Source organism: Microcoleus sp. Pol17C6 (genome assembly GCF_036701145.1).
In the GTDB taxonomy this organism is placed as follows: domain Bacteria; phylum Cyanobacteriota; class Cyanobacteriia; order Cyanobacteriales; family Microcoleaceae; genus Microcoleus.
Genome location: NZ_JAUBQH010000008.1, coordinates 37,759 through 61,219, shown reverse-complemented (window position 1 = coordinate 61,219; position 23,461 = coordinate 37,759). Strand labels below are relative to the sequence as shown.

Sequence of the window (23,461 nt, the reverse complement as noted above, 5' to 3'; positions counted from 1 at the left end):
AAATTAGAAGAGTTTTTGTTAAAGGTGTTTTATGGCTGTTGGCAAGGATACAATTTTCGAGCGCTTTTTGTCGCCCCTGGTTCGACTGGCGATCGACGAAGAAGCACTGAAACGACTATACGAAGGTATCGACTGGGAAACAGCGGGCGATCGCTACCGACAACCCGATTTAGTTTATCCCGAATATTACACCAGCCAAAACTTTCACGGCATTAAACGTGGCTACCTCAACCCCAGTGCCGCCGTTTCCTACGATCCCATCACGCAATATATTTTGCCTCCCCATGAAACAGTCGTCAGGCAAGGCTTAATTGACGCTGTGCGGGTGAAACCGCGCCGAATTATCGATTTGGGATGCGGCACCGGTTCGACAACGCTCATGCTCAAGCAGGCTTTTCCCGCAGCGGAAGTTGTCGGGCTGGATTTGTCGCCTTATATGCTGGTAGTTGCCGACATGAAAGCGCAAAAAGCCGGCTTAAATATCCAGTGGTTGCACGGAAATGCTGAAAGCGTTGCTTTCCCCGATGCCAGCTTTGATTTAGTCGCAGCTTCCTTGCTGTTTCACGAGACGCCACCTGCTGTATCGCGGGCATTTTTGCGAGAAAGCTTCCGACTGCTGAAGGTTGGGGGACAAGTGGCAATTTTGGACGGAAATCAAAAAACTTTGCGGCAAACAGAGTGGCTGACTGATATCTTTGAAGAGCCTTATATTAAGTCTTACGCGGCTGGCAGCCTCGATGCTTGGGCGGGGGCGGCTGGATTCGCGGCGGTGCAAACTCACGAACACTGGTGGGTAAATCAGGTGACGCAGGGCGTGAAACCTTTGCCTGGGGAAGATTTGGAACAGGCAAATGTGGCGAGGGGGTGGAATTGGGGCGATCGAACTCCTGATTTTGATGGCGATTTACCGGGCATTCCAGCTCCCGCTTGATTTACAGAATAACCACCGACTGGAAGTCGGGGCTACACAAATAAAGTCCGCCTTCGCGGACTGAATAATAACTAATAACTAATAACTAATAACTCCTAACTCCTAACTCCTAACTCCTAACTAATGACTCTAAAAGCTGTTTTATTTGATTTTAATGGCGTGATTGTTAATGACGAGCCGATTCACGAGAAAATCATCGCTCAATTGATGCTCGATGAAAATCTCCAGCTCAAACGTGGGGAGTTTCGAGAAGTTTGTTTGGGAAGGAGCGATCGCGCTTGCATTACCGAACTGCTCAAGCGCCGAGGACGATATCTAACAGAAACATATCTCGATCGACTGCTGCAGCGCAAGGCAGAAGCTTACAAAGCTCAAATAGATACTTTGGAGAAACTGCCGATTTATCCCGGTTTGGCAGAATTTATTGATAAAATTCGGGTTGCCGGACTGAAAATGGCCGTAGTTAGCGGGGCAATGCGATCGGATATAGAATTGGTGTTAGATCGGGCCGGTTTGGCACCAAACTTTGAGTTAATTGTCGCAGGCGACGACTTGACGGCGAGCAAACCAGCACCGGATTGCTATTTATTGGCTGTGGAACTTCTCAACCAGAAATATCCCGACTTTAACCTGCAACCGATCGAGTGTTTGGCGGTGGAAGATACTTTTGCGGGGATTGAAGCAGCGAAAAAAGCGGGGATTCAGGTTGCGGGTGTGACTCACACTTACCCGTTTCACATGATCCAGCGCCAAGCTAATTGGACGGTGGACTATTTTGCTGATTTAGAGTTGGATAGAGTGGCGGCACTTTGCTCGATCGCCCCCACTGAGCCGGCCGCAGAAAACTCTTGACCTTTTTAGCAGTTACGTGCTAGTGTAAGTGACGGTCTGCGAACGTGAGAGCCAGCAAGACCTGTAAGCCTTTTAGATTCGGCAATCCGGCATCTAAAATGCTAAATTAAAACTCAATCAGGGGAATTAGCTCAGTTGGTAGAGCGCTGCGATCGCACCGCAGAGGCCAGCGGTTCGAGTCCGCTATTCTCCATAAATCAGGGGCATTACTACAGGTGACGATCGTACTCAAAGCGAAGTGCGATCGTCACCTGCTTTGATACTCGCCTATGAGTGTGCGAGCGACTCAGTTGCTGCCTAAGTTTTAGCATCAATAACCTGTGGAGAGCGAGAAACCCGCTTTCTATTTTGTGCGATCGACCCAGTTCCTGCCTAACTGGTAGCATCAATAAGATAATTTATGTAAAGAAACCCAGTTTCTAATGTCACACTAATTGCTGAAAAGACGTATTTTGGTGTCTAAACCAGATTTCCAAAAAAATCCGGTAAGCCCGTGATCCCAACCCTGATGTCATCAGTCAATCTAAAATCTAACAAGGTATCAGCCCGGTTTCTGCCGCAGTTGCCCTCAATCCCCATAAAACATTCATTTTGTCAAAAAGAATAAGTTTTGTAGCTAAAAATACAACAGTCTGCTGAAGCGAGTCTTAATATCAAATCGCTATGTGTTATTATTCTCAATCATCTGACTCATCTATTCAAGAGTAACAAGAAAAAATGACAAAGCGATTCGATCGGCGGAAATTTCTTTTATACGGTTCTGCTACCCTAACATCAAGTTTATTTCTCAAAGCTTGTAGAACTCCAACTCCAACAGCAACTCCAGCAGCTTCTCCCACATCAACAGGAACTACACCAGCAGCAGCCGGGGGCGGAAACACGATCAAAGTAGGAATTTTACATTCCTTGAGCGGCACGATGTCAATCAGCGAAAAAAGCGTTGTCGATGCCGAACAATTAGCGATCGAAGAAATTAATAAAGCTGGTGGCGTCCTCGGCAAACAAATCGAAGCAGTCGTAGAAGATGGCAACTCAGACTGGCCGACTTTTGCCGAAAAAGCCAAAAAATTGATCGACCAAGATAAAGTTGTCGCCGTCTTCGGCTGCTGGACTTCCGCCAGTCGCAAAGCAGTATTGCCAGTATTTGAAGAAAAAAATCACATGCTCTGGTATCCCGTACAATACGAGGGTCAAGAGTGTTCCAAAAATATCTTTTATACCGGCGCGGCACCAAACCAACAAATCGAACCAGCCGTTGACTGGCTGCTAGAAAATAAAGGCAAAAAATTCTTCTTAGTCGGGTCTGACTACGTTTTCCCCCGCACTGCAAATACCATTATCAAGGCACAGCTAGCAGCCAAAGGCGGCGAATTAGTTGGGGAAGATTACATTCCTTTGGGCGGGACAGAAGTCACGCCAATTATTACTAAAATTAAAGCAGCTTTGCCAGACGGGGGCGTCATTTTCAATTCCCTCAACGGCGACAGCAACGTAGCATTTTTCAAACAGTTGCAGGGTGCAGGTTTGGGGCCGGACAAATATCCGTCAATGTCCGTCAGTATTGCCGAAGAAGAAGTAAAGGCGATAGGCGTAGAATATCTTAAAGGTCATTATGCCGCCTGGAATTACTTCATGACTGTAGACTCTCCGGCCAATACAAAATTTGTGCAAGCTTTCAAGGCAAAATACGGCAACGATAGAGTGACTAACGACCCGATGGAAGCAGCTTATATCATGGTTTACCTGTGGAAGCAAGCCGTCGAAAAAGCAGGGACAGCCGACGATTTGGAAAAAGTGCGGGCAGCAGCTTTGGGTCAAACCTTTGACGCGCCTGGGGGCACAGTAACGATGGATGTTAACCATCACCTTTCTAAATTTGTGCGGTTGGGCGAAGTGAGGGAAGACGGTTTGTTTAACATCGCTTTTGCTACACCAGCAGCAGTGAAACCCGTGCCTTGGAATCAATTTGTCGCTGAAACAAAAGGCTTTTCTTGCGATTGGTCAGACCCCGCAAAAGGTGGCAAGTTCAAAGCTTGATAAGTAGGTAATACCAGTTTTGTTAACGTTGGTAACGTATCTTCGCTCCCCCCTAACCCCCAGGGCTGTTTCATTCTCAAAAAAACCAGGATTTTGTAGGGGCGGTGCCCCTGTGCCCGCCCCCACCCACAGATGATTTTATGGGCTTTTCAGGCATCGGGGCAACCACGGGGGGTTTGCCCCTACAAGAAAATGAAACCGCCCTGCCCTATCCCCCTTTTATTAAGGGCGGACAAGAGCGTTCTTGCGTCACCCCCTACTCCCCTTAATCAAGGATAACTTGAGTCTTCAAAGTCCCCCTTAATCAGGGGGATTTAGGGGGATCGAGATACTGAGTCTAAGCATTTTTTATATAAAACTCGACGTTTAAGTTGACAGCAATGGGGTAAAATCCGCCCCTAATTAGCCGCGAACAAAGTTAAGAGACTTGATGCAGGAGTAACAAAATTGGCGATATTAGATGGTTTATTTAACGGCCTTAGCATCGGCGCAGTTTTACTAATTGCCGCCCTGGGATTAGCGATTATTTTCGGGCTGATGGGCGTAATTAATATGGCTCATGGCGAGTTGATGATGCTGGGGGCTTATACAACTTTCGTGGTGCAAAATGTCTTCAAAGGTATGGGAGGATTTGCTTTTGAAACCTATATTTTATTTGCAATTCCCCTAGCTTTTTTAGTAGCTGCATTGGTAGGATTGATTCTCGAACGCGGAGTGATTCGCTATCTTTACGGGCGGCCGCTAGAAACTCTGCTGGCAACTTGGGGTGTAAGTTTAATTTTGCAGCAGTTTGTCCGCAGCGTTAGTTGGGTGCTGGTAATTGGGATTGCGGTGTTTTGTTTGCTGTTTTTTGGCGGTTTGCGGTTGCTGAAATCTCGCCTGGATTTCGATCGCATTCGCAGCAAAATTATCGCCCTAATTTTGCCTTTATCTTTGGGTATTTCCTGGGCGGTGAGCGCTTTTTTAGGGCAAACTTACAAACTGGCAGTAACTCAACCTTGGTTTGGCGCTCAAAACGTGGATGTAACTGCACCGCAATGGTTGCGGGGTGGCATACCGCTGGGCAATTTTCAGTTGCCCTACGCCCGAATTTTTATTATTGTGCTGACAGGAATTTGTTTGGCGGGAATTTACCTATTTTTGCAAAAGTCTGTGTGGGGATTGCGGATTAGATCCGTGACGCAAAATCGCAGCATGAGTGCGTGTTTGGGAATTCCTACCGAACAAGTAGACGCGCTGACTTTTGCTTTGGGTTCGGGGTTGGCAGGTGTGGCTGGGTGCGCGATTAGTTTGATTGGTTCGGTAGGGTCAAATACCGGACAAAATTATATAGTCGATACGTTTATGGTGGTGGTTGTGGGCGGTGTCGGCAAGATTGTGGGGAGTGTAGTTGCTGCGATCGCGATCGGCACTGCAAATTACCTGATCGGTTCGGGAACCTTAGCAATAATGTTCGCTCCAGTCAAGCCTTTAGCCGACTTCTTCACATTTTTCGCCACAACCAGCATGGCAAAAGTAATGGTATTCGCCTTAATTATGGCTTTTCTGCAAGTGAAGCCGGGAGGGATTTTTCCGCAAAAAGGGCGGACGGTAGAAAATTAAAAATTACAACTGCGAGTGTACCGAAAAATGCAGAAAACACATCAAAAACCCTGGCTAAAAGAAGCGGCAATTGTCAGCGCGATCGCCCTCACATTCATATTGCTCATTCCAGGAATACTCCCCGATGTTAGGCTCAATCAATTGGGGCGATTTTTAGCACTAGCAATTGCCGCCCTCGGCATAGACTTGATTTGGGGATACACGGGTTTGCTCAGTTTAGGGCATGGGGTATTTTTTGCGATCGGCGGTTACGCTTTCGCCATGTACCTAAAATTGCAAATTCCCCCAACCGCCAGCAGTCAATTGCCAGAATTTATGAACCTCTACGGCGTTACCGAACTCCCCTGGTTTTGGCAACCATTTTATTCATTTCCTTTCTCAGCATTAGCAGTAGTTCTCATCCCCGCCATCTTGGGCGCACTTTTAGGTTATTTAGTCTTCCGCAATCGAATTCGAGGCGTTTACTTTTCAATTCTCACTCAAGCAGCAACCATTGTATTTTTCAACTTCTTTAACGGCCAGCAAAAACTGATTAACGGCACCAACGGACTCACCGACTTTAAAACCCTGTTCGGAGCCACAGTAAATGACCGAGATACTCAATATATTTTCTACATTCTCACCATACTCTTTCTAGCAGCAACTTACGCCCTCTGCAGATGGCTGACCAGCGGGCGTTTCGGCCGCCTGCTAGTAGCCATTCGCGACGACGAAGTGCGCCTGCGTTTCTCAGGTTACAATCCCACAGGCTACAAAGTTTTAGTCTTTGCTATTTCGGCCGGTTTAGCCGGGATTGCAGGCGCATTATTTACCGTACAAACCGGAATTATTTCGCCAAAAGCAATGGATATTGCCTTTTCAATTGAAATGGTAATCTGGGTCGCAGTGGGAGGTCGCGCCACATTATCTGGAGCAATATTAGGAGCGCTGCTAGTCAACTTTGGCAAGAGTTTTTTGAGCGAACAATTTCCCGAAGTGTGGCTATTTTTCCAAGGCGCGCTATTTTTAATAGTAGTAACAGTCCTGCCCGACGGCATAGTCGGATGGCTGCAAGATCAAAGTTTCGACCAAATCCGCAGCTTGTTCAGAAAACCGAAGTACGTATCTACTTACCCCAGCCTGGAACAAGACCCCCAAGTGCAGCTCGAAAAAGAAGAACTTGAACATTGAGTGCCAAAATATCGTGTACTTTATAAGTAGGTGGAAATAAATTAATTTCACTTGGAAGAGACAAACAAAGCAATCACAATAGACTGGGGAAAAGCTGCGTTTCTATCGGAGGAGACGCAATATATATATCCACCTACTTAGATATCCCTAGCAAACAGCTTCGTTTTTTAACTTAAGGGGAAACATATGGCAGATATTATTGACTACAAAATCTACGGCGACGATTTGCAACTCATCGAGATTGAACTCGACCCCAAAGAAGGCGTCAGGGCTGAAGCTGGAACCATGACATACATGGAAGGCGACATCCAAATGCAAACATCCACAGGCGGGGGCTTATTTCAAGGTTTCAAACGGATGCTGACAGGAGCGGGTTTTTTCATTACCACCTTTGTCAACGCCGGAAATCGCAAGGCCCGCGTCGCTTTTGCCGCCCCCTATCCGGGTAAAGTAATTCCCCTAGATTTAGGCCAACTTGGCGGTAAATTTTTGTGTCAAAAAGACTCATTTCTCTGTGCGGCCAACGGGATTGAAATTGAGGTAGCTTTCACCAAGCGACTCGGTGCCGGTTTCTTTGGCGGAGAAGGTTTTATTCTGCAAAAATTGCAGGGTGACGGGCTAGCTTTTGTTCATGCGGGAGGAACAATAGTTGAGAAAAATTTAGGAGTTGGCGAAGTGTTGCGGGCGGACACAGGCTGTTTAGTAGCTTTTGCTTCCACAGTAGACTACGACATTCAATTTGTGGGCGGGTTTAAAAATGCTTTGTTTGGAGGTGAAGGCTTGTTTTTGGCAAAGATGACTGGGCCTGGAAAAGTATATGTGCAAAGTTTGCCCCTCTCGAAGTTAGCTGAGCGCATTTTAGCAGCAGCTCCCCCTCCTATTTCGAGCAGTTCTAGCAGTTTTAGTTGAGAAGAAACTGCTAAAAAAAAGTATAAAGTATGGTGCTACGGCAGGGTATAAAATCTGCTAAACCAAGGAAAAATTTTCTCTCCGTACCTACAAAAGGTATCAGTTGTTATCCATTAGTGAGTTAATTGCTAATTATGAATGGCAAAGTATTAGAAATAGAAAACTTGACTGTTAGTTTTGATGGTTTTAAAGCCATTAACGGTTTAAATTTCAGCATGGATGCGGGCGAACTACGAGTTATTATTGGGCCCAATGGTGCGGGCAAAACAACTTTTCTCGATTCGATTACCGGGAAAGTGCAGCCGACAGAGGGCCGGGTGTTATTTAAGGGACAGAATTTATGTAAGCTGTCCGAAGATAGGATTTCGCGCTTGGGAATTGGTCGCAAGTTTCAGACGCCGCGAGTTTACTTGAATTTAACGCCACGCGAAAATTTGGAATTGTCTTGCAGCCGCCATAAAAATGTTTTTTCGACTTTGTTCAAGCCTGCTTCTGCTGCTGAAAAACGCACGGTTGCCGGTTTGTTAGAAACAATTGGTTTAGTTGCTAAAGCTGATATTTCGGCGGGTTTGCTTTCTCACGGGGAAAAGCAATGGTTGGAAATTGGAATGTTGGTGGCTCAATCTCCTGATTTGTTGTTGGTAGATGAACCTGTGGCGGGTTTGACGGATGAGGAAACGATGTTAACTGGTGAGTTGCTAATTTCGCTAGCGGAAAGTCATTCGGTGTTGGTAATTGAACACGATATGGAGTTTGTGCGGCAAATTGCGCGGCAGGTTACGGTGTTGCATCAGGGTGCGGTTTTGTGTGAGGGGACTATGGATGAGGTGCAAAATGACGATCGGGTAATTGAGGTATATTTGGGCAAACCGGAAGAGTAACAAGAAGGAAGTTCGGCAACGGATTGTGTAACGGATGTAACGGATGTAACGGATATCAGGAAGAAGGAAGTTCGGCAACGGATTGTGTAACGGATGTAACGGATGTAACGGATGTAACGGATGTAAGGGATATCAGGAAGAAGGAAGAAGGAAGAAGTTATTTGTTAGTTGCTACTAATTTCAGGCACAATTACCAATTAAAAACTATGCTACAAGTCTCTAATTTGAATGTTTATTACGGCGAAAGTCACATTTTGCGCGATGTCGATTTAAGCGTCATGGCGGGGCAAATGGTTTGCTTGATCGGCCGCAATGGTGTGGGCAAAACTACTATGCTAAAAACGATTATGGGGTTGCTGCAACCGCGCAGCGGCACTATTGCTTTTGGCGGAGAATCTATTGCTTCTAAGTTGACTCACCAGCGGGCTAGATTAGGGATTGGTTATGTGCCTCAAGGGCGCGAAATTATTCCCCGTTTGACGGTGAAGGAAAACCTCTTGTTAGGTTTGGAAGCGAAACCAACCAAAATCAAAAATCCTGAAGTTCCTGATGAAATTTTTGATTTATTTCCTGTTTTGAAAACTATGCTCGATCGCCTGGGAGGTGATTTGAGCGGGGGACAGCAGCAGCAGTTAGCTATTGCTAGGGCTTTGATGGGTGAGCCGCAGTTGCTGGTTTTGGATGAGCCTACGGAGGGGATTCAACCGTCTATTATTTTAGACATAGAAGCTGCGGTGCGCCGTGTGGTTGCTACTAGGGGAATTTCTGTTTTGTTGGTGGAGCAACATTTGCATTTTGTGCGGCAAGCTGACTGGTATTATGCTATGCAAAAAGGCGGGATTGTGGCTTCTGGAAGCACTAGGGAGTTAAGTGATGAGGTGATTCAGAGGTTTTTGGCTGTTTGAATAGAATTGAAGGAAGGCACGATACGGATTTTGACGATGACAGCGATCGCCTCAAAGAGCAAGAAGGGCAAGCGTTTAGATTTGAAAAATGGCTTATTCGTCTGGGTTCGCTTGGTATTCTGCGATCGCAGTTTGGATTTCCTCGGCGGACACATTTGCTTGTTCTGATTTCGAGTAAATCAGGTGTAAAACAACTTGAGTCGGTGATTCAACTTGATAAATCAAGCGATAACCGCGGCTCTTACCAACTTGGGAATCACTGTTTTTAGCCCGGACTTTGTAAACGGTGTATTGAGTCCCTGTAATCTGGTCTCCTATGAAGTTTCATTGGATAAGCTCATCAAGGACTGGCTGAATATCGGTTTGAATTTGGCGATACTTTTTAGCGAGTCCTTTGAGGCGACGTTTGAAGAGTACCGTGAATGTGACTTGGACTGACATATCAGACATTGATACCGTCCCAGAGTTCCGATATGGGAAAGGTTTGTCCCGCTTTGGCTTGGTGGAGGGAGGCTTTCAGATCGGCGAGGATTTGCTCGTTGGAGTCGGTATCTGAGTCAAAATCTGAGTCGAAGTCTGGGGCGATCGCGGATTGTGTCCGACTGGTCAAAAATTCCAGAAATGCCAGCGTTTGCTCTAAAAGTGGCTCAGGAGTCCGTTCGATCGCTTCGAGAAGGCGTTGTTTAATCGGCGACATAAGACTACCTCTATTATTATTGATTTTTCCTGCCGTCTGGCATTGTGGTGCCGGCCATACTTGCTCGATCGATACTAGCGCCATCTATATTAGCATTGCGGAGGTTGGCATCGGAAAGATTGGCATCTCTCAAGTCGGAAAATCGCAGGTCTGCACCGTCTAGATTTGTCTTTGTCAAGTTAGCTTTTCTGAGGTTAGCGTTGCTGATTCTCGCTCCTACTAATTCGGCTCCGCTTAAGTTTGTGCGAGCTAGATTGGTGTTGACAAAATCTGAGATCTCGAAGCGACTACCGCTGAGGTTGGCATCTGATAAATCTGCTCCTGTAAGGATGGGATTTTTTAAGTTAATGTTAACTAATTTTACGGCGCGGAGGTCGCAGCGGGAGCAGCTTTGAGTTAGCAGCAGCATTTCGACGTTGGCGTTGATTTGGTCGATTTGTTGCTGGGAGAAATTTTCGGCAAATTCTGGGGAGACGTAGCCGAGGTTTTTGGGGTCGGCTGGTTTTGGTTGGGGTGTTTGTATTGGGGGTGTTTGGATTTGTTGGGGTGTTTGGATTTGTTGGGGTGTTTGTGGTTGGGGTGTTTGTGGTTGGGGTGTTGGGATTGGTTGGGGTGTTGGGATTGTTTGGGGTGTTGGGATTGGTTGGGGTGTTGGGATTGGTTGGGGTGTTTCTATTTGCCCGATCGCACTTAGTTGCAGCCCCACCTTCGGCAGTTCGAGAGTTGCTGCAAAAATTAGTAGGGCGATCGACATTATGGTGAGTTTTTTCATAAATCTATAACTTTTTGTTTGCGAAAATACCATTTATATGGTATAATACCTCGAAAAGTGAAAACCCTACATTTCGCTAAATAAATCAAAATTTAGATAAAAAACTTCGGAACCATCAGGTGCGCGAATTAACTTTTCTATTACCGGAGGCAGTTGTTGTTGACGGTACAATTCGGGAATCTCGCAGAAGCTTTCTTCGGTAATTTCCAAAATTTTTGGCATCTCAGGAAGGGGAATCCCTAACCGATCGCTTTTATTTAAGGTACAAATAATCAGGTATTTGCAGTCAGCAATGCTCGGACTGCTGGGAAATATTTTGGATAAATTAATTATGGTAATCAGTTCTTCTTGATGCCGCAGTAGACTATTACCGTTCGGTAAAAGACCGTAGGCCTTAAAGTTTTTAACAATGCGCTCCACTCGTTCGATAGGAACAGCATAGTAAATATTTCCCAGTTCAAAGGAAACAAATTTTTTAGGGGCAATTCTAACAGTGGCTTGTTTCTTGCTCCGAAAGCGGCGATTGTAATTGGCGTGAGTCATTCGATTTTAGATTTTAGATTAAGAATTATTGGATTTTAGATTTTAGATTGAGGATTATTGGATTTTAGATTTTAGATTATTCGATTTGAGTAGGTGAGTCGGGTGCGTAGTTCCCACTCTTATTTGCGTATTCAATTACTTTTGACCTAAGTTTTGTTTGACATTAGGGATTATTTGATGGAAATTTGAGATTATGGATTAAATTATTGATTGGTGGATTAATTTGGGGATGGCTTGTAAAAGTTGGGCTTCGCTGTAAGGTTTGGTGAAGTATTGATTTGCGCCTAATTCCATTGCCATTTGCCGATGTTTTTCCCCGCTACGGGATGTCAGCATGGCTACGGGAATCTTAGCAAACCGCTCAGTCGATCTGATCGATCGCAACAATTCAAATCCATCCATCCGAGGCATTTCAATATCCACGATCGCCAAACTGCAATCAAGACCATTTTGCAACTTTTCCAGGGCATCCACACCGTCTTTAGCCTGTACCACCTGGTAGCGAGCACGAGTCAGCGTCATAGACAGCAACTGGCGAATTGTATAGGAATCATCCACTACCAAAATCAGCGGTGACTTACTCGAACTCGGCGTTATCTCCTGCACTTTACCGGAGACAGCGGCGATCGAACTATTTACCCCAGGTTGGCCCACCAAATCGTCCACATCCAGAATATTCACCACGCGCCCGTCCCCCAAAATCGTAGTCCCCAAAACGCCGCGAGGCTTGGATAGAGGCGGTGGCAAAGGTTTAACCACTATTTCCTGCTGACCGATGAGCCGTTCTACGGCCACCGCCAGCATTCCTTCGGTAGAAGCCAAAACCAGGACGGGAATTTCGTCTTGGGTCAAAGGGTCAGGAGAGGGGGCATCCGGCCCGACGACGCTATATTCGAGCAAATCTTGCATCCTCACCAAACGAATAAATTCCTCCCGCCACCACAGCATTGGCTGATTGCCGGCAATGTGAACTTCCGAGGCTTTAATGTGCAGAATTTCCTCGACTGCATCCAGCGGCACTGCTATTTTATTGTGATCGGTCTTCACCATCAAAGCATCAGTAATCGACAGCAGCAGTGGCAGTTTAATAATAAAACTCGTACCTTTTCCCAGGCGAGAGTCTACCTTCACAGTCCCCCGCACAGTCCGCAAATTTGTTCGCACCACGTCGAGCCCGACTCCCCGCCCCGAAAGGTCGCTGACCCCTTCTGCAGTGCTGAAACCCGGCCAAAACAGAAAATCGTAGAGTTCGGCAATGGAAAATTCTTGAGCTTGTTCCTCCGTCGCCAAACCCTTTGTGACAACTTTACGGCGAATCATTTCCGGGTCAATGCCTTTGCCGTCATCGGCGACAGTAATAATCGTTTGGCCGCCTTGGTGGCGGGCTTCTATTTCAATTTGACCGCTGGCGGGCTTGCCACTTGCTTTCCGAACTTCGGGCATTTCGATACCGTGGTCGAAAGCGTTTCTCACTAAGTGTATTAAGGGATCGCGCAAAGCGTCGAGCAAACTTTCGTCAATTTTGGTGTCTCTTCCCACTAGCAGCAGGTTGACATCTTTATCGTATGTGAGGCACATTTCCCGGAGCGCTCTGGGCAAGTGATCGACGGCGCGACTGAAACTCACGACTCGCAACTGCATGACGCGGCTGCGTAGTTGTTCGGTAATGCGGCGCAGTTGGTCGGTACTGCGCTCGAATTTCATCGCTAAGGTGTCTAATTTGGTGGCGGAGTGAGAAATTGCTTGGGCAGTTTCGATGACTTCTGCGGCTGTCGAGTGGAACTCTGTATAACGATCCATCTCTAAGATATCGAAGTGAGCATGAACCGGAGAGGATTTGCCGTTAGCAATCATGGGGAATTCAGTTTCTGCTGCTGCAAGTTTTCCGAATCCAGAGTTCCCGTTTCCCCCTCTCCACTCTGCAAAAGTCAGTCTGTCGTATTCTTCTCGCAACTGACCGCCGAATTGGTTTAAATCTACGATATTGCGGCGGATGCGCTTGACTTCACCACGCAGTTCGGATTCTTGAAGTTCTAAATTTGTACGGTTGATGACTAATTCTCCGACTAGATTCACTAATTCTGTCAAGCGTTCCAAGTCTACCCGGATGGTCGGTCTTTGCGGGTTGGAGACTGTGAGAGTCGGGGAGTCGGGGAGAGTCGGGGAGGGAGAGGGAGAGTCGGGGAGGGAGAGGGAGGGGGAGGGGGAGATTTCCGGGGATGGCGGGGAGTCGGAGAGTGGGGGGGAGTCGGGGGGAGTGGGGGAGGGGGAGATGTCGGGGATGTCGATCGCCCTTCCTTCCAATATTTGTTGGCGTGCGGTTTGCAAGTTTTGGGCGATCGCCCAACCCTCGGATTGCAACCGTTGTAGAGTCAAGTCGGGAGAGTCGATCAAAGCGCTGAGGGCTGCGGCGATTTTCCCAAATTCCGGCAATAGCAGCATTCCAGCCAAACCGGAGAGTTGGTAGTAAACCTGGTTGAGGGCGGTGACACTTTTTGCCAAATCTGCCTCGGAAGCTTGGGAAAGCTCGGTTTCTAGGCGATTGAAGAGTGCCGGCACTTGCTGTTCAAAAATCAGTTTCAGGGTGTCGGGGGCGGGCGATTGGCTGGCTGCGGGGACTGGCGGCTGTTCTGACTCGCCGTACTTGGCCTGGAACTGGGCGAAAATTTGGGCGATCGCCTCCAAGTTTTCCGTTTGATCCGGAGTTGTGACATCGGAGTGTTGAACTGATTCGATCGTAATCTTTTTGAGAGCATCCACCCCCTGCAGCAAAACACTCACAGTAGTCGGTTCCAGAGCCGACAAGTCTGTGCGATCGCGCAAAATGACAAAACAGTCCTCCAGCGTGTGAGCCGCCGCCGATACGTTTTGAAAGCCCAACATCGAACCCGCACCTTTAATCGAGTGCGCCGCCCGAAACATTTCTTTAACTGCCGCTTGTCGCTCTTTCAAACCCGCAGCTTCCATCGCCAGCAGATTCGTCTCCATTGACTGGAGAAACTCTTCGCATTCTGCGGTAAAAGCATCTATTAATTCGTTTAAATCGTCATCATTCATATTAGTCTGTTGTCTGTTGTCTGTTGACAGTTAACTGTTGACTGTTAACTGTTGTCAGTTTTTTTATATATGATGTCCCGTTATTTAACTGTAATTGTTTTCGGGGCGGGTTCACGATTATCTATAACTTCGCCTTCAGGATATTTCTCAACCCGCCCCGGCAACAACGATAGTTATTAGTGATTCGTATAACTGTCAACAGTGAACAGTTAACAGTCAACCGTCAACCGTCAACCGTCAACTGTCAACTGAACTAACTGCGGAAATTCGCCACCGACTTTTGCAATTGGCCCAGAGAACCAGACAACTCGTCCAAAGATGCTTTGACATCCGCACCTTTTTGTGCGGTCGTATTCGCAATCTCGTTGACTTGCTGCATACTGTTAGCAATTCCCTCAGCCGAAACAGTTTGCTTGGCAGATGCGCTAGTAATATTCTGCACCAAAGCATTCATTTCTCGACTAACTTCGATGATGGCATTGAGGTGAGTTTTAGCTTCGCTTGCTAGCTTAGTGCCTTCCACTACCTCCAGCGTTCCCGATTCCATTGCCTTCATCACGCGGCTGATTTCTTCTTGAATTGTACCGACAATTTCCGAGATTTCCTCAGTAGCCCCGGCGGATCTTTCTGCTAATTTCCGCACTTCTTCGGCAACAACTGCAAAGCCTAAACCTTGTTCGCCGGCTCGCGCCGCCTCAATAGTAGCATTCAGAGCTAATAAATTAGTTTGCGAAGCAAGTTGAGAAATCGAAGTTACAATTTTGCCAATTTGCTGCGAAGATTCGCCCAAACGCTTCATCATTTTCGAGGTAGAGGCGATCGTCAACCGGAGCCCGTTAATGCCTTCGACAGCTCGATCAACCGCCATACCGCCGACTTCAGCCGTTTGAGAAGACTGCTGGGCGACTGTTTCGGCACGCACCGAAACATCTCGCACGTCGCGGATCGAATTCACAATCCGCTCAATTTCGCGCATGATAGCAGATATTTTTGCTGCTTGAATTTCTGCCTGTTGGGTGAGTTGACTGGTATTGGTAATTGACTCGTCGGTGGCAGATGTTACCTGTTCGGCTAAAGTTTGAATTCCCGTTACCACTTTCCGCAGAGAACCGATTAAGAAGTTGAAAGAGTCGGCGACAGCACCTAAAACGTCGTTAGTCACTTCCGCCCTGACTGTCAAGTCGCCTTGAGCAGCCCCTTTAATTTCTCCCAACAATTTAAGGACTTGCTGCGTCAGAGAATCAGCTTCAGCTTTGCGTTCGGCGGCCAATTTTTCTAGTCGTTCTTCTGCTTCTTTGCGCTCGGTGATGTCAAAGCGAATGGCGATATATTTGACTATTGTGCCGCTGGTATCAAAGATGGGGGAGATCGTTGAATATACCCAGTAAAACGAGCCATCTTTGCGTCGGTTTTTGATTTCCCCTTGCCACACCAAACCGCGAGAAAGTGTCACCCACATTTCTTCAAAAAATGATTTGGGATGGTAGCCGGAATTGATGAGGCGGTGGTTGCGGTGCAGGAGTTCTCCCATGCTGTAACCGGAGATTTCAATGAATCTGTCGTTGACGTAGGTAATCATGCCTTGGACATCAGTTTCGCTGACGATGGCCGATTCGTCTAGGGCATTCTGCCGAGTTTTGAGTTCTTGCAGCAAGCGTTCCTGTGCCTCTGCCAACTGCTGCATTCGCTGCTGAGATGCTCTTTGTTCAGTGACGTTGCGGCAAACTACTACGCCGCCTTTAAGCGCCCCCGTTTCGTCTTTGAGTGGCCGGCCGTTAATTTTCACCCACAGGCCTTCTGGCTTGCCTGCGTGGCGGGTGAAAAGGTCTACGTCGTCAACGGCTTCTCCTCGAACCGTGCGCGCTAAAGGTATGTCGGCTGGGGGGTAGGGAGTTACCGTATCGGGCAAGAATAAACCATATTTTGCCGACCATTCGTTGAGAACAGCATCTGTCGCACCCATGCCAAAGATATCTTCGGCGGCGGGGTTGAACAAAAGAAAATTGCCTTTTTCGTCGGCAGCAATTATGCCGTCGCCAATGCTGTCTATTAGCAGTTGCAAGAGATTGCTTTGCTGTCGAAATTGGTCTTCGGAACTGGCTAATTGAGCTGTTGCTTTTTCCAGTTGCACCATCGCCTGTTTGCTTTCGGTAACGTCGCGAGCGACTGCATACATGAGCTTTTGTTCGGTTTCAGGTCGCACTTTCCACGACAGCCATCTGTAGGAACCGTCTTTGCAGCGGTAGCGATTTTCAAAGAACTTTATTTCTGTGCCCTCGGTTATTCTTTTTGCTGCGGCTATGCTTTCTTCGCGATCGTCTGGATGGAGAAAATTGAGAAAAGATTGGTCTTTCACTTCTTCTAGGCTGTAGCCTAGGGTTGTTTGCCAAGCGGGATTGAGGCGCTTGAATTTGCCTTCAAAATCTATAATACAAACCAAGTCTAGGGAAAGGGTAAAAAATCGATCGCGCTCTTCTTCTGCTTTTTTGCGATCGGTAATTTCGATCGCCACAGCCCCGATACCTATCGGTTTGCCGTCAGGGCCGGGCAAAGGAAAGTATGACGCCAGCCAATCTCGCAGGACGCCCGGTTCGTTGAAGAATGATCCCGATACCTCAACGTTTAACAACGGTTGGTTGGTGGCGAGAATCTGCTGCAACATCGGCACTTGGGTATCGCTCATTTCGGGTATAACTTCCCTCACCGTCTTACCGAAGTGTTCGGCAACTGAGACGCCGGTGGTTGCCGCTAATTTCTCGTTGACTTGCACGAAGCGCAACTGCTCGTCAAAAATACACATTGAGGTGGGGGCGGCTGTGAAAAATGCGTCAAAGCGGCTTTGACGCAAAAGTAATTCTCGTTCTAGGGCTTTGCGATCGCTGATGTCACGGCCTTCTGGAATTAGCATCAAGACTTTGCCACTGTCGTCTGTGATGGGTTTGATGGAGAAGTCAACGGTCGCCACTGCACCGTTGGCAACCAGCACATCCACTTCGTAACGGACTACCTCGCCGGCCGCTGCGAGGGCGATCGCTTCTTGTATCTGTTGCTTGGTTTCCGGGGAAATCTGCCACCACAGGGTTTCGGAAAACGGAGTGCCTATTATTTCTTCGCTCCGCAGGCCTGCGGCGGCCAAGGCTGTTTGGTTGGCTTCCAAAACGGTGCCGTCCGGTTTGAGCAGACCTATGAATTGGAAAGATTGGTCGAAAATGGCTCGGAAGAGTCTTTCACGATCGCGCAGCATCTGTTCTGCACGTTTGCGATCGCTGATGTCGCGACTAACTGTAGCTAGCCCCATAGGCTCGCCCGTTTCTGGGTTGTTGACGGTAAATAGGGTGAAGTCAACCGGAAAGTTTTCGCCGGTTTGAAAGTTCCGCAAGCGGAATTCGCCCTGCCAAAAACCGTCTCGCACAGTAGCCGGCAGGATTTCTTCTTTGAAAATATTAACATCTTCTGCTGAGAAGAAGTCATAAACGCTTTTGCTTTTTACTTCTTCAATATTTGGCAATCCTGCTAGTTTCATTCCCGCGACATTCAGGTATGTTGCCTCTCCCTCTAGGGTAGCCGTGCCGATAAAATCAGAGCTACTTTCTACGAGCGAAATCAATCTTTGTTTTTCTATTTCGGCTTGCTTGCGATCCGTGATGTCGTTGTTAGTTTCTAAAATAGCTTTGGGTTTACCATGTTCGTCTCGCTGCAAATTCCAGCGGCTAAATACGGTAATTTTGGCATCATAATTTGTGGTGTGAATTACTTCTCCTTCCCAATAATCCTGCTCTTCTAACTGTGCCGAAATAGCTGCGAAAGGCTGGGGAAAAATGGTGTGCAATAGAGTATGGGTGACTTTTCCCAAGGCTGCTTTTTTTGTCCAGCCGTACATCCGTTCGGCTCCCTGACTCCAATAATTAATCGTGCCGTCTATATCCCGAACGATCAAGGCGTCGCTGGCAAGGTCGAGCATTTGCAAGTTCTGCTGCAATGCTTCTTCTGCGCGCTTGCGTTCTGTAATGTTGCGGGCGATCGTTGAGACAAATTCAACTTCTGAATTCTCGGATTTGTGGGCAACAATTACTTGAGAAACTGGTATTTCTTCGCCGTCTAAACTCTGCCAAACTGTCTCGCCACTCCACGCCCCGTCTCGGCAAGCTGCGGGGATGCCGACTTTCACAATAGTGTCGATACTTTTGGGGGATGTCAGGTCAGAAATGCTGATTCCAGTTAAATCTGCGTCGTCGCCAACTCCCAACATTTCTCTGGCTGCGCGGTTGAGATAAATGGCGCGCTGTTGGGAGTCGGCGATGCCTACCCAGTCTGTTGTGGTTTCTAAAATTGCTTTGAACCGCAATAGTTCTTTTTCCGATTTGCGACGCTCTGTGATGTCGCGCGCCATGCCGAGCATTCCTAAAATATTGCCTTCTGCATCTTTGAGGGGCAATTTCTGGGTGTCGAAGCTGTGTACTTTGCCGTCGGCTAAGGTGGCTAAGTCGTTGGAACCGGGGGCGAGGTGGTTGCCGGCCCGGAAGTTTTGGATTTGGTTCTCGGAATCGGTTTGAGCGTGGAAGTTGGGGAAGATGCGATCGACCGATATGCCGATTTCTGCGTCGTCTTTGCCGATAATTTCTGCTTGAGTTTTGCCGAATGCGGCGGCGAAACCTGCATTGACTAGGGTGTAGCGCAAGTTTCGATCTTTGACGAAAATGCAGTCTGGCGTAGCGTCAATGACTGTACGCAGCAAGTTTTGGGAGCTTTCTGCTTCGGCGAGTGTGTGCCGCAGTTGTTCTTCCATTTCCACGCGATTGGTGATATCTCTAATCGCGCAAACGAGAAATTGTCTGCCGTCGGCATCTACAAAGGTAGATTTTTTGGCGGAGACAAAGCGGGTGTTTCCTGCTGGATCTGTGATGGTTTTTTGGATTTCGGTGCTGGTATTTGTCGAAAAAACTAATTCGTCTTTTTCTCGATATGTCTCTGCTTCCTCTTTGGGCAAAAACTGGTCGTAGGATTGGCCAATTAGTTCTTCTCTGCTATGACCTATGTATTGACAAAAGGCATCATTTAATATGATCCAACGGTGCTGTTGGTCTTTGACATAAATCGGGTCGGGGATGCTGTTGAGGATGTTGTTTAAGAATTGTTCTGAGGCTTTTAATTGCTCTTGTACTGCGGTGCGATCGCGAATTTCCTGTTCCATTTGTGCGTTAGTTTGCAGGAGCTGCTCGGTTCTTTCATTCACTCGATGCTCTAGTTCTGCAGTTAGCTGCTGCAATGCGGCTTCTGCCTTTTTGCGCTGGGTAATGTCGCGGCCTTCGGCGAGGATTTGAAATATTTCTCCTGTTGCATTTAACAGCGGCTTAAACGACACGTCCATTACTGTCACATGGTTATTGGGGCCGATGATTTCGTATTCTTCACGGACAAAATTACCGGCCGAAACTTGTTGAATGTTCGCTTTTAGGCGCTGCTGGTTGGTTGGAGTTGAGGCCCACCAAGGTGTCAGCCAAAATTTCAGCCCCAGCACTTCTGATGCTGGGAAATCGCCCACTTCTAGCGCTGTCTGATTTGCTTCGAGCACAGTACCGTCTGGCTCCAATAATGTGATCGCTTGAAAAGCTTGGTCGAAAATTGCGTGAAATCGCTGGTTAGTTTCGCTCAGTGCTTGTTCTGTTTCTTTTTTAGCGTTAAGGATGCGGGTAGAACCTACTAAGAATCCGTAGCGGTTGGACAAACTCAAAAAAACGAGCGCCGCCATTACAGTGATCCAATCGAACACAGTTTGTGCCACTGGAGAGTGGGGCAGCCCTAGGTATTCGGCGGCGTGGCCGCTGTGGCCGAAAGCGCAGGTCCAAAATATGGCTGCTGTGGCTGTGGCGAAGATGTCCAACCCGAATTGACGGTTTCGCCACAAACCTAAGCTGATTATCCAGGCGATGGCAAAGTAACACACACAAATGATGCAATTAGCAGCTCCAGCTAGCACCGATTGGGAGAAGTCAGGCAACGTCAGGGTTAAAGTCGTTGCGATCAAGGTATAGAGAATTTTGATCATAAAATTAAGGATGGGCAAATCGGATGCGGGCGATCGTTAGTTAAAATTATTGATGGAAAGCAGTTGTAGACTTACCTGTATGGTTGCTTTTTACCAGCGTTCGGAATGGGCGATCGCTTCTACATCGACAATCATTAGCAAACGTCCTTCGGAATTGTACAGACCTTTTAAGAATGGAGCTAGGTCGGGACTGACATCTAGTGCTGAGACAATGCGATCGGGATTGAGAGGTAAAACTCCTTCGACGCGGGAGACGGCTAATCCCAGGCTGATTCTCGACAACAATCTCACGTCTCGTGGATCGGGGGCTTCTACAACTAAGATGCGGCTGTTTGGGTGGTGGATGTCAACCGACTCAATACCGACGAACAGTCCGAAGTCTGCTGCTGCTAAGATTTCGCCCCGCAAGTTGGTTAATCCCAGCAAAAATGGCAGGGTGTTGGGAACCAGGGAAATCGGTTGTTCCTTGAGGGAAAGGACTTCCCGCACTGCCTCTAAGTCTATAGCGAACAGACTGCCTCCTTGACCGAACAGGAGAAATTGCTTTGTTCCACTTGTCTGATTCCCCCCAGCGGGGGAAGCCGTTATTTTCATGGCTTATTTTTAGTTTATAGTGTAGCTTACAAATTAGAATTTTGCTTAGACCCTAAAGTCGATCGCCGATCGAGTTTTTCAGGATAACTTTGGGTGCCTCAAATGTTTCCGTTAAATAAATCTCGGCTGGGCAAATAAGCAGGTTTTTATCATTAAACATAAACTTTTATGGAATTCAAAAACCCAGTTTATTAAAAAAAAACGGGGTTTATCGGTATAATATTTTTGGGAAAGCTGGCGATCACTTTATATTCGGACTACGCCGAAAGCAGACGCTGCACTATGTGGACCAGTTGCTGAGGTTCAAAGGGTTTGCTAACGTAAGCGTCGGCGCCTAAATCAGTTCCCCAAGCTTTATCGATCTCGGTGTTTTTATGAGTACAAAATACTACGGGCAATTTTGCCGTTGCGCGATCGCCCCGCAATTCTCTGATCACTTCAAACCCGTTCATTCGTGGCATCACTACATCTAAAACGACCAAAGCCGGAGGAGTTTTGCGGATCATGGCGATCGCTTCTTCGCCGTCGCCTGCCCGCATCACATCCAGTCCCGCATCTTGAAGAATGCGGCAGATGATTTCTAGTTCGGTCTTAACGTCGTCCACTACTAAAATTTTTGACATAATTCCACACTTCCTTGCTGTTGTTGACAGCGGACTACGTTTATTCAGAAGCTGGCGCGACCGGCGGCGATGGGACTATACCGCTTTGCGGACAAATTAATGTACTTCCAAATACAATATAGCCGATCGCATGGCTGAAGGTTAGCTGTCAGTGATTAAAAACGATAAAAATTTACTTTGCTAACGGAATCGGTCTGAATAAATTAATCGGTAAGTGGTAATTGATTATTGGTAATTCGCTGTGTTGAAACCAACAGCTCTTATGAGAAAGAGCGACTGGGGTACCAAAGCGGGATTTTCTACGTATTTTTTTGAGATTTGTTCCCAATAGTCTAGTTCAGCGCATTGCCTAAGTCGTGCTGGTTAAGTTATTTCATTGGTCCAAATAACAGCCCTTGAAAAGTAGCTAGGGCGCAGTTAATACTGGTACTGATATAAAAATTTTAACTTAATATACAGCACTATATTGCTGAGTTGTCGCTATTATTGAATTAATAATTAATGCCCAAATTGAGGATGGTAACAATGACATTTAAAGAATTTTATTGTCTGTAATTTATAATTTTGGGGGAAAATAAACTGACCGCGCGGCAGTCCCATTTTACCCAGTAGAGAAGTGTGGGTTTCACTAAAACTACTACCAGAAGGCGACTACCATCCTTGAGCTTGATTGTGGGCTCAGCCGAAAAGACTGCTGCAAGAGGCGGTCAATCGATTTTAGATTTTAGATTTTAGGTTTCAGAATTGAAGAAGCGCTCACACTGATAAATTCGGGGCGGGTGATGAGCAGTCGGAGCTTTTTTCTCGCTTCACGGATGAATCCGGGGGCCCCGGACGACATTGCTTGATTGTCAAATTAGTCGGTGAGAGAGAGACGGCGATCGGCTATAATAAAGGGCTAGAGGAAAAGAACACCGAAAACCCGAAAATATGGTTGCCATCCAAAGAAATCTCAACATTGCCGCGCTAGAAGCAGAATACAGTCAAAAAACACCGCGAGACATTCTCAAATTTGCCCTAGAAAATTTTGACAATATCTCAATTTCTTTCAGCGGGGCTGAAGATGTAGTTCTGATCGATCTTGCCTCAAAAATTACCAAGAATTTCCGCGTTTTCACCCTAGACACCGGACGATTGCACTCGGAAACTTATCAGTTTTTGGATCAAGTCAGAAAACATTACGGCATTAAATTAGAAGTAATGTTTCCCGATGCAGCAGAAGTACAAGCCCTAGTAGAAGAAAAGGGATTGTTTAGTTTTTATCAAGACGGTCACAAAGAATGCTGCGGCGTGCGGAAAGTCAAGCCGCTGCGCCGCAAACTGAATACTCTCGATGCTTGGATTACTGGTCAGCGGAAAGACCAAAGTCCCAGTACCCGCAACGGTATTCCGGTCATTGAAGTTGACACTGCATTCTCAACTCCTGACCATGAATTAATTAAATTCAACCCCTTAGCAAACTGGTCTTCAGCAGAGGTTTGGGAATACATTCGCGCTTTGGATGTGCCTTACAACAAGTTGCACGAACGGGGTTTTGTAAGTATTGGTTGCGAACCTTGTACGAAGCCGGTATTGCCGAACCAACACGAACGCGAAGGTCGCTGGTGGTGGGAAGAAGCGACCGTAAAAGAATGCGGTTTGCACGCTGGTAACGCCCAAAAATAGTAAATCACTTAAGGAGTAAGGTGCAGCGCACCAAACAAATAGTAGGGTGCGCTAGGCGCACCTTACCCAATAATAAATGCACTTCACAACATAAATCGTAGCCGAATAATTCGCAATTAAAATAAACACAAATTAAGCTGAGCTTGCCCTTGAACTTTGATAGAACGATCGACATTC

General features: G+C 47.0%; 17 protein-coding genes and 1 tRNA gene. 11 read left to right on the top strand and 7 right to left on the bottom strand.

The genetic code is table 11. The features are described 5' to 3' along the window. The first annotated feature begins 31 nt into the window (after positions 1–31). The 10 genes from QUA25_RS06510 to QUA25_RS06465 all read left to right on the top strand — a co-directional run bounded on the left by QUA25_RS06510 (position 32) and on the right by QUA25_RS06465 (position 9,455). Positions 32–931 carry a class I SAM-dependent methyltransferase gene (locus QUA25_RS06510; protein ID WP_333036467.1) on the top strand — a complete coding sequence of 300 codons (900 nt, stop codon included), beginning with the start codon at positions 32–34 and terminating at the stop codon, positions 929–931. A gap of 123 nt (positions 932–1,054) precedes the next feature. Beyond that, on the top strand, positions 1,055–1,783 hold the full coding sequence (locus QUA25_RS06505) for an HAD family phosphatase (RefSeq protein WP_333036465.1): 729 nt from the start codon (positions 1,055–1,057) through the stop codon (positions 1,781–1,783). Between the two features lie 120 nt (positions 1,784–1,903). Continuing rightward, positions 1,904–1,976: transfer RNA gene (locus QUA25_RS06500), tRNA-Ala, on the top strand. Positions 1,977–2,500: 524 nt separating this feature from the next. Continuing rightward, positions 2,501–3,820: an urea ABC transporter substrate-binding protein gene (gene urtA / locus QUA25_RS06495; RefSeq protein ID WP_333036463.1), complete on the top strand. Its 1,320-nt coding sequence runs from the start codon at positions 2,501–2,503 to the stop codon at positions 3,818–3,820. 447 nt (positions 3,821–4,267) lie between these two features. After that, complete coding sequence (locus QUA25_RS06490; protein WP_333036461.1) at positions 4,268–5,422, top strand: ABC transporter permease subunit; 1,155 nt, start codon at positions 4,268–4,270, stop codon at positions 5,420–5,422. A gap of 27 nt (positions 5,423–5,449) precedes the next feature. Beyond that, complete coding sequence (gene urtC / locus QUA25_RS06485; protein ID WP_333036460.1) at positions 5,450–6,592, top strand: urea ABC transporter permease subunit UrtC; 1,143 nt, start codon at positions 5,450–5,452, stop codon at positions 6,590–6,592. Positions 6,593–6,778: 186 nt separating this feature from the next. Continuing rightward, complete coding sequence (locus tag QUA25_RS06480; RefSeq protein WP_333036459.1) at positions 6,779–7,501, top strand: TIGR00266 family protein; 723 nt, start codon at positions 6,779–6,781, stop codon at positions 7,499–7,501. Positions 7,502–7,635: 134 nt separating this feature from the next. Further along, positions 7,636–8,382 carry an urea ABC transporter ATP-binding protein UrtD gene (gene urtD, locus QUA25_RS06475; RefSeq protein WP_333036457.1) on the top strand — a complete coding sequence of 249 codons (747 nt, stop codon included), beginning with the start codon at positions 7,636–7,638 and terminating at the stop codon, positions 8,380–8,382. 206 nt (positions 8,383–8,588) lie between these two features. Then, positions 8,589–9,287, top strand: a complete 699-nt coding sequence (urtE, locus tag QUA25_RS06470; RefSeq protein WP_333036573.1) for an urea ABC transporter ATP-binding subunit UrtE — start codon at positions 8,589–8,591, stop codon at positions 9,285–9,287. Positions 9,288–9,293: 6 nt separating this feature from the next. Beyond that, positions 9,294–9,455 (top strand): hypothetical protein, encoded by a 162-nt coding sequence (locus QUA25_RS06465; RefSeq protein WP_333036456.1) that lies wholly within the window; start codon positions 9,294–9,296, stop codon positions 9,453–9,455. Positions 9,456–9,729: 274 nt separating this feature from the next. On the opposite strand, the gene QUA25_RS06460 is transcribed toward QUA25_RS06465, so the two are convergent. From QUA25_RS06460 to QUA25_RS06430, 7 genes are all read right to left on the bottom strand, one after another. Beyond that, positions 9,730–9,984 (bottom strand): hypothetical protein, encoded by a 255-nt coding sequence (locus tag QUA25_RS06460; protein WP_333036453.1) that lies wholly within the window; start codon positions 9,982–9,984, stop codon positions 9,730–9,732. A gap of 16 nt (positions 9,985–10,000) precedes the next feature. Continuing rightward, a complete protein-coding gene (locus QUA25_RS06455) occupies positions 10,001–10,756 on the bottom strand; it encodes a pentapeptide repeat-containing protein (protein WP_333036451.1) in 756 nt (251 codons plus the stop codon). 66 nt (positions 10,757–10,822) lie between these two features. After that, complete coding sequence (locus tag QUA25_RS06450) at positions 10,823–11,299, bottom strand: chemotaxis protein CheW (protein ID WP_333036449.1); 477 nt, start codon at positions 11,297–11,299, stop codon at positions 10,823–10,825. Between the two features lie 198 nt (positions 11,300–11,497). Further along, the gene (locus QUA25_RS06445; protein ID WP_333036447.1) at positions 11,498–14,356 is read right to left on the bottom strand and encodes a hybrid sensor histidine kinase/response regulator; all 2,859 of its coding nucleotides are present in this window, start codon (positions 14,354–14,356) and stop codon (positions 11,498–11,500) included. 253 nt (positions 14,357–14,609) lie between these two features. Beyond that, a complete protein-coding gene (locus QUA25_RS06440; protein WP_333036445.1) occupies positions 14,610–20,402 on the bottom strand; it encodes a PAS domain S-box protein in 5,793 nt (1,930 codons plus the stop codon). A gap of 90 nt (positions 20,403–20,492) precedes the next feature. Further along, the gene (locus QUA25_RS06435) at positions 20,493–20,996 is read right to left on the bottom strand and encodes a chemotaxis protein CheW (protein WP_333036443.1); all 504 of its coding nucleotides are present in this window, start codon (positions 20,994–20,996) and stop codon (positions 20,493–20,495) included. A 257-nt stretch (positions 20,997–21,253) separates the two neighbouring features. Further along, complete coding sequence (locus QUA25_RS06430; protein WP_333036442.1) at positions 21,254–21,619, bottom strand: response regulator; 366 nt, start codon at positions 21,617–21,619, stop codon at positions 21,254–21,256. Positions 21,620–22,549: 930 nt separating this feature from the next. On the opposite strand from QUA25_RS06430, the gene QUA25_RS06425 reads away from it, so the two are divergent. After that, complete coding sequence (locus tag QUA25_RS06425; protein ID WP_333036441.1) at positions 22,550–23,284, top strand: phosphoadenylyl-sulfate reductase; 735 nt, start codon at positions 22,550–22,552, stop codon at positions 23,282–23,284. The last annotated feature ends 177 nt before the right edge of the window (positions 23,285–23,461 follow it).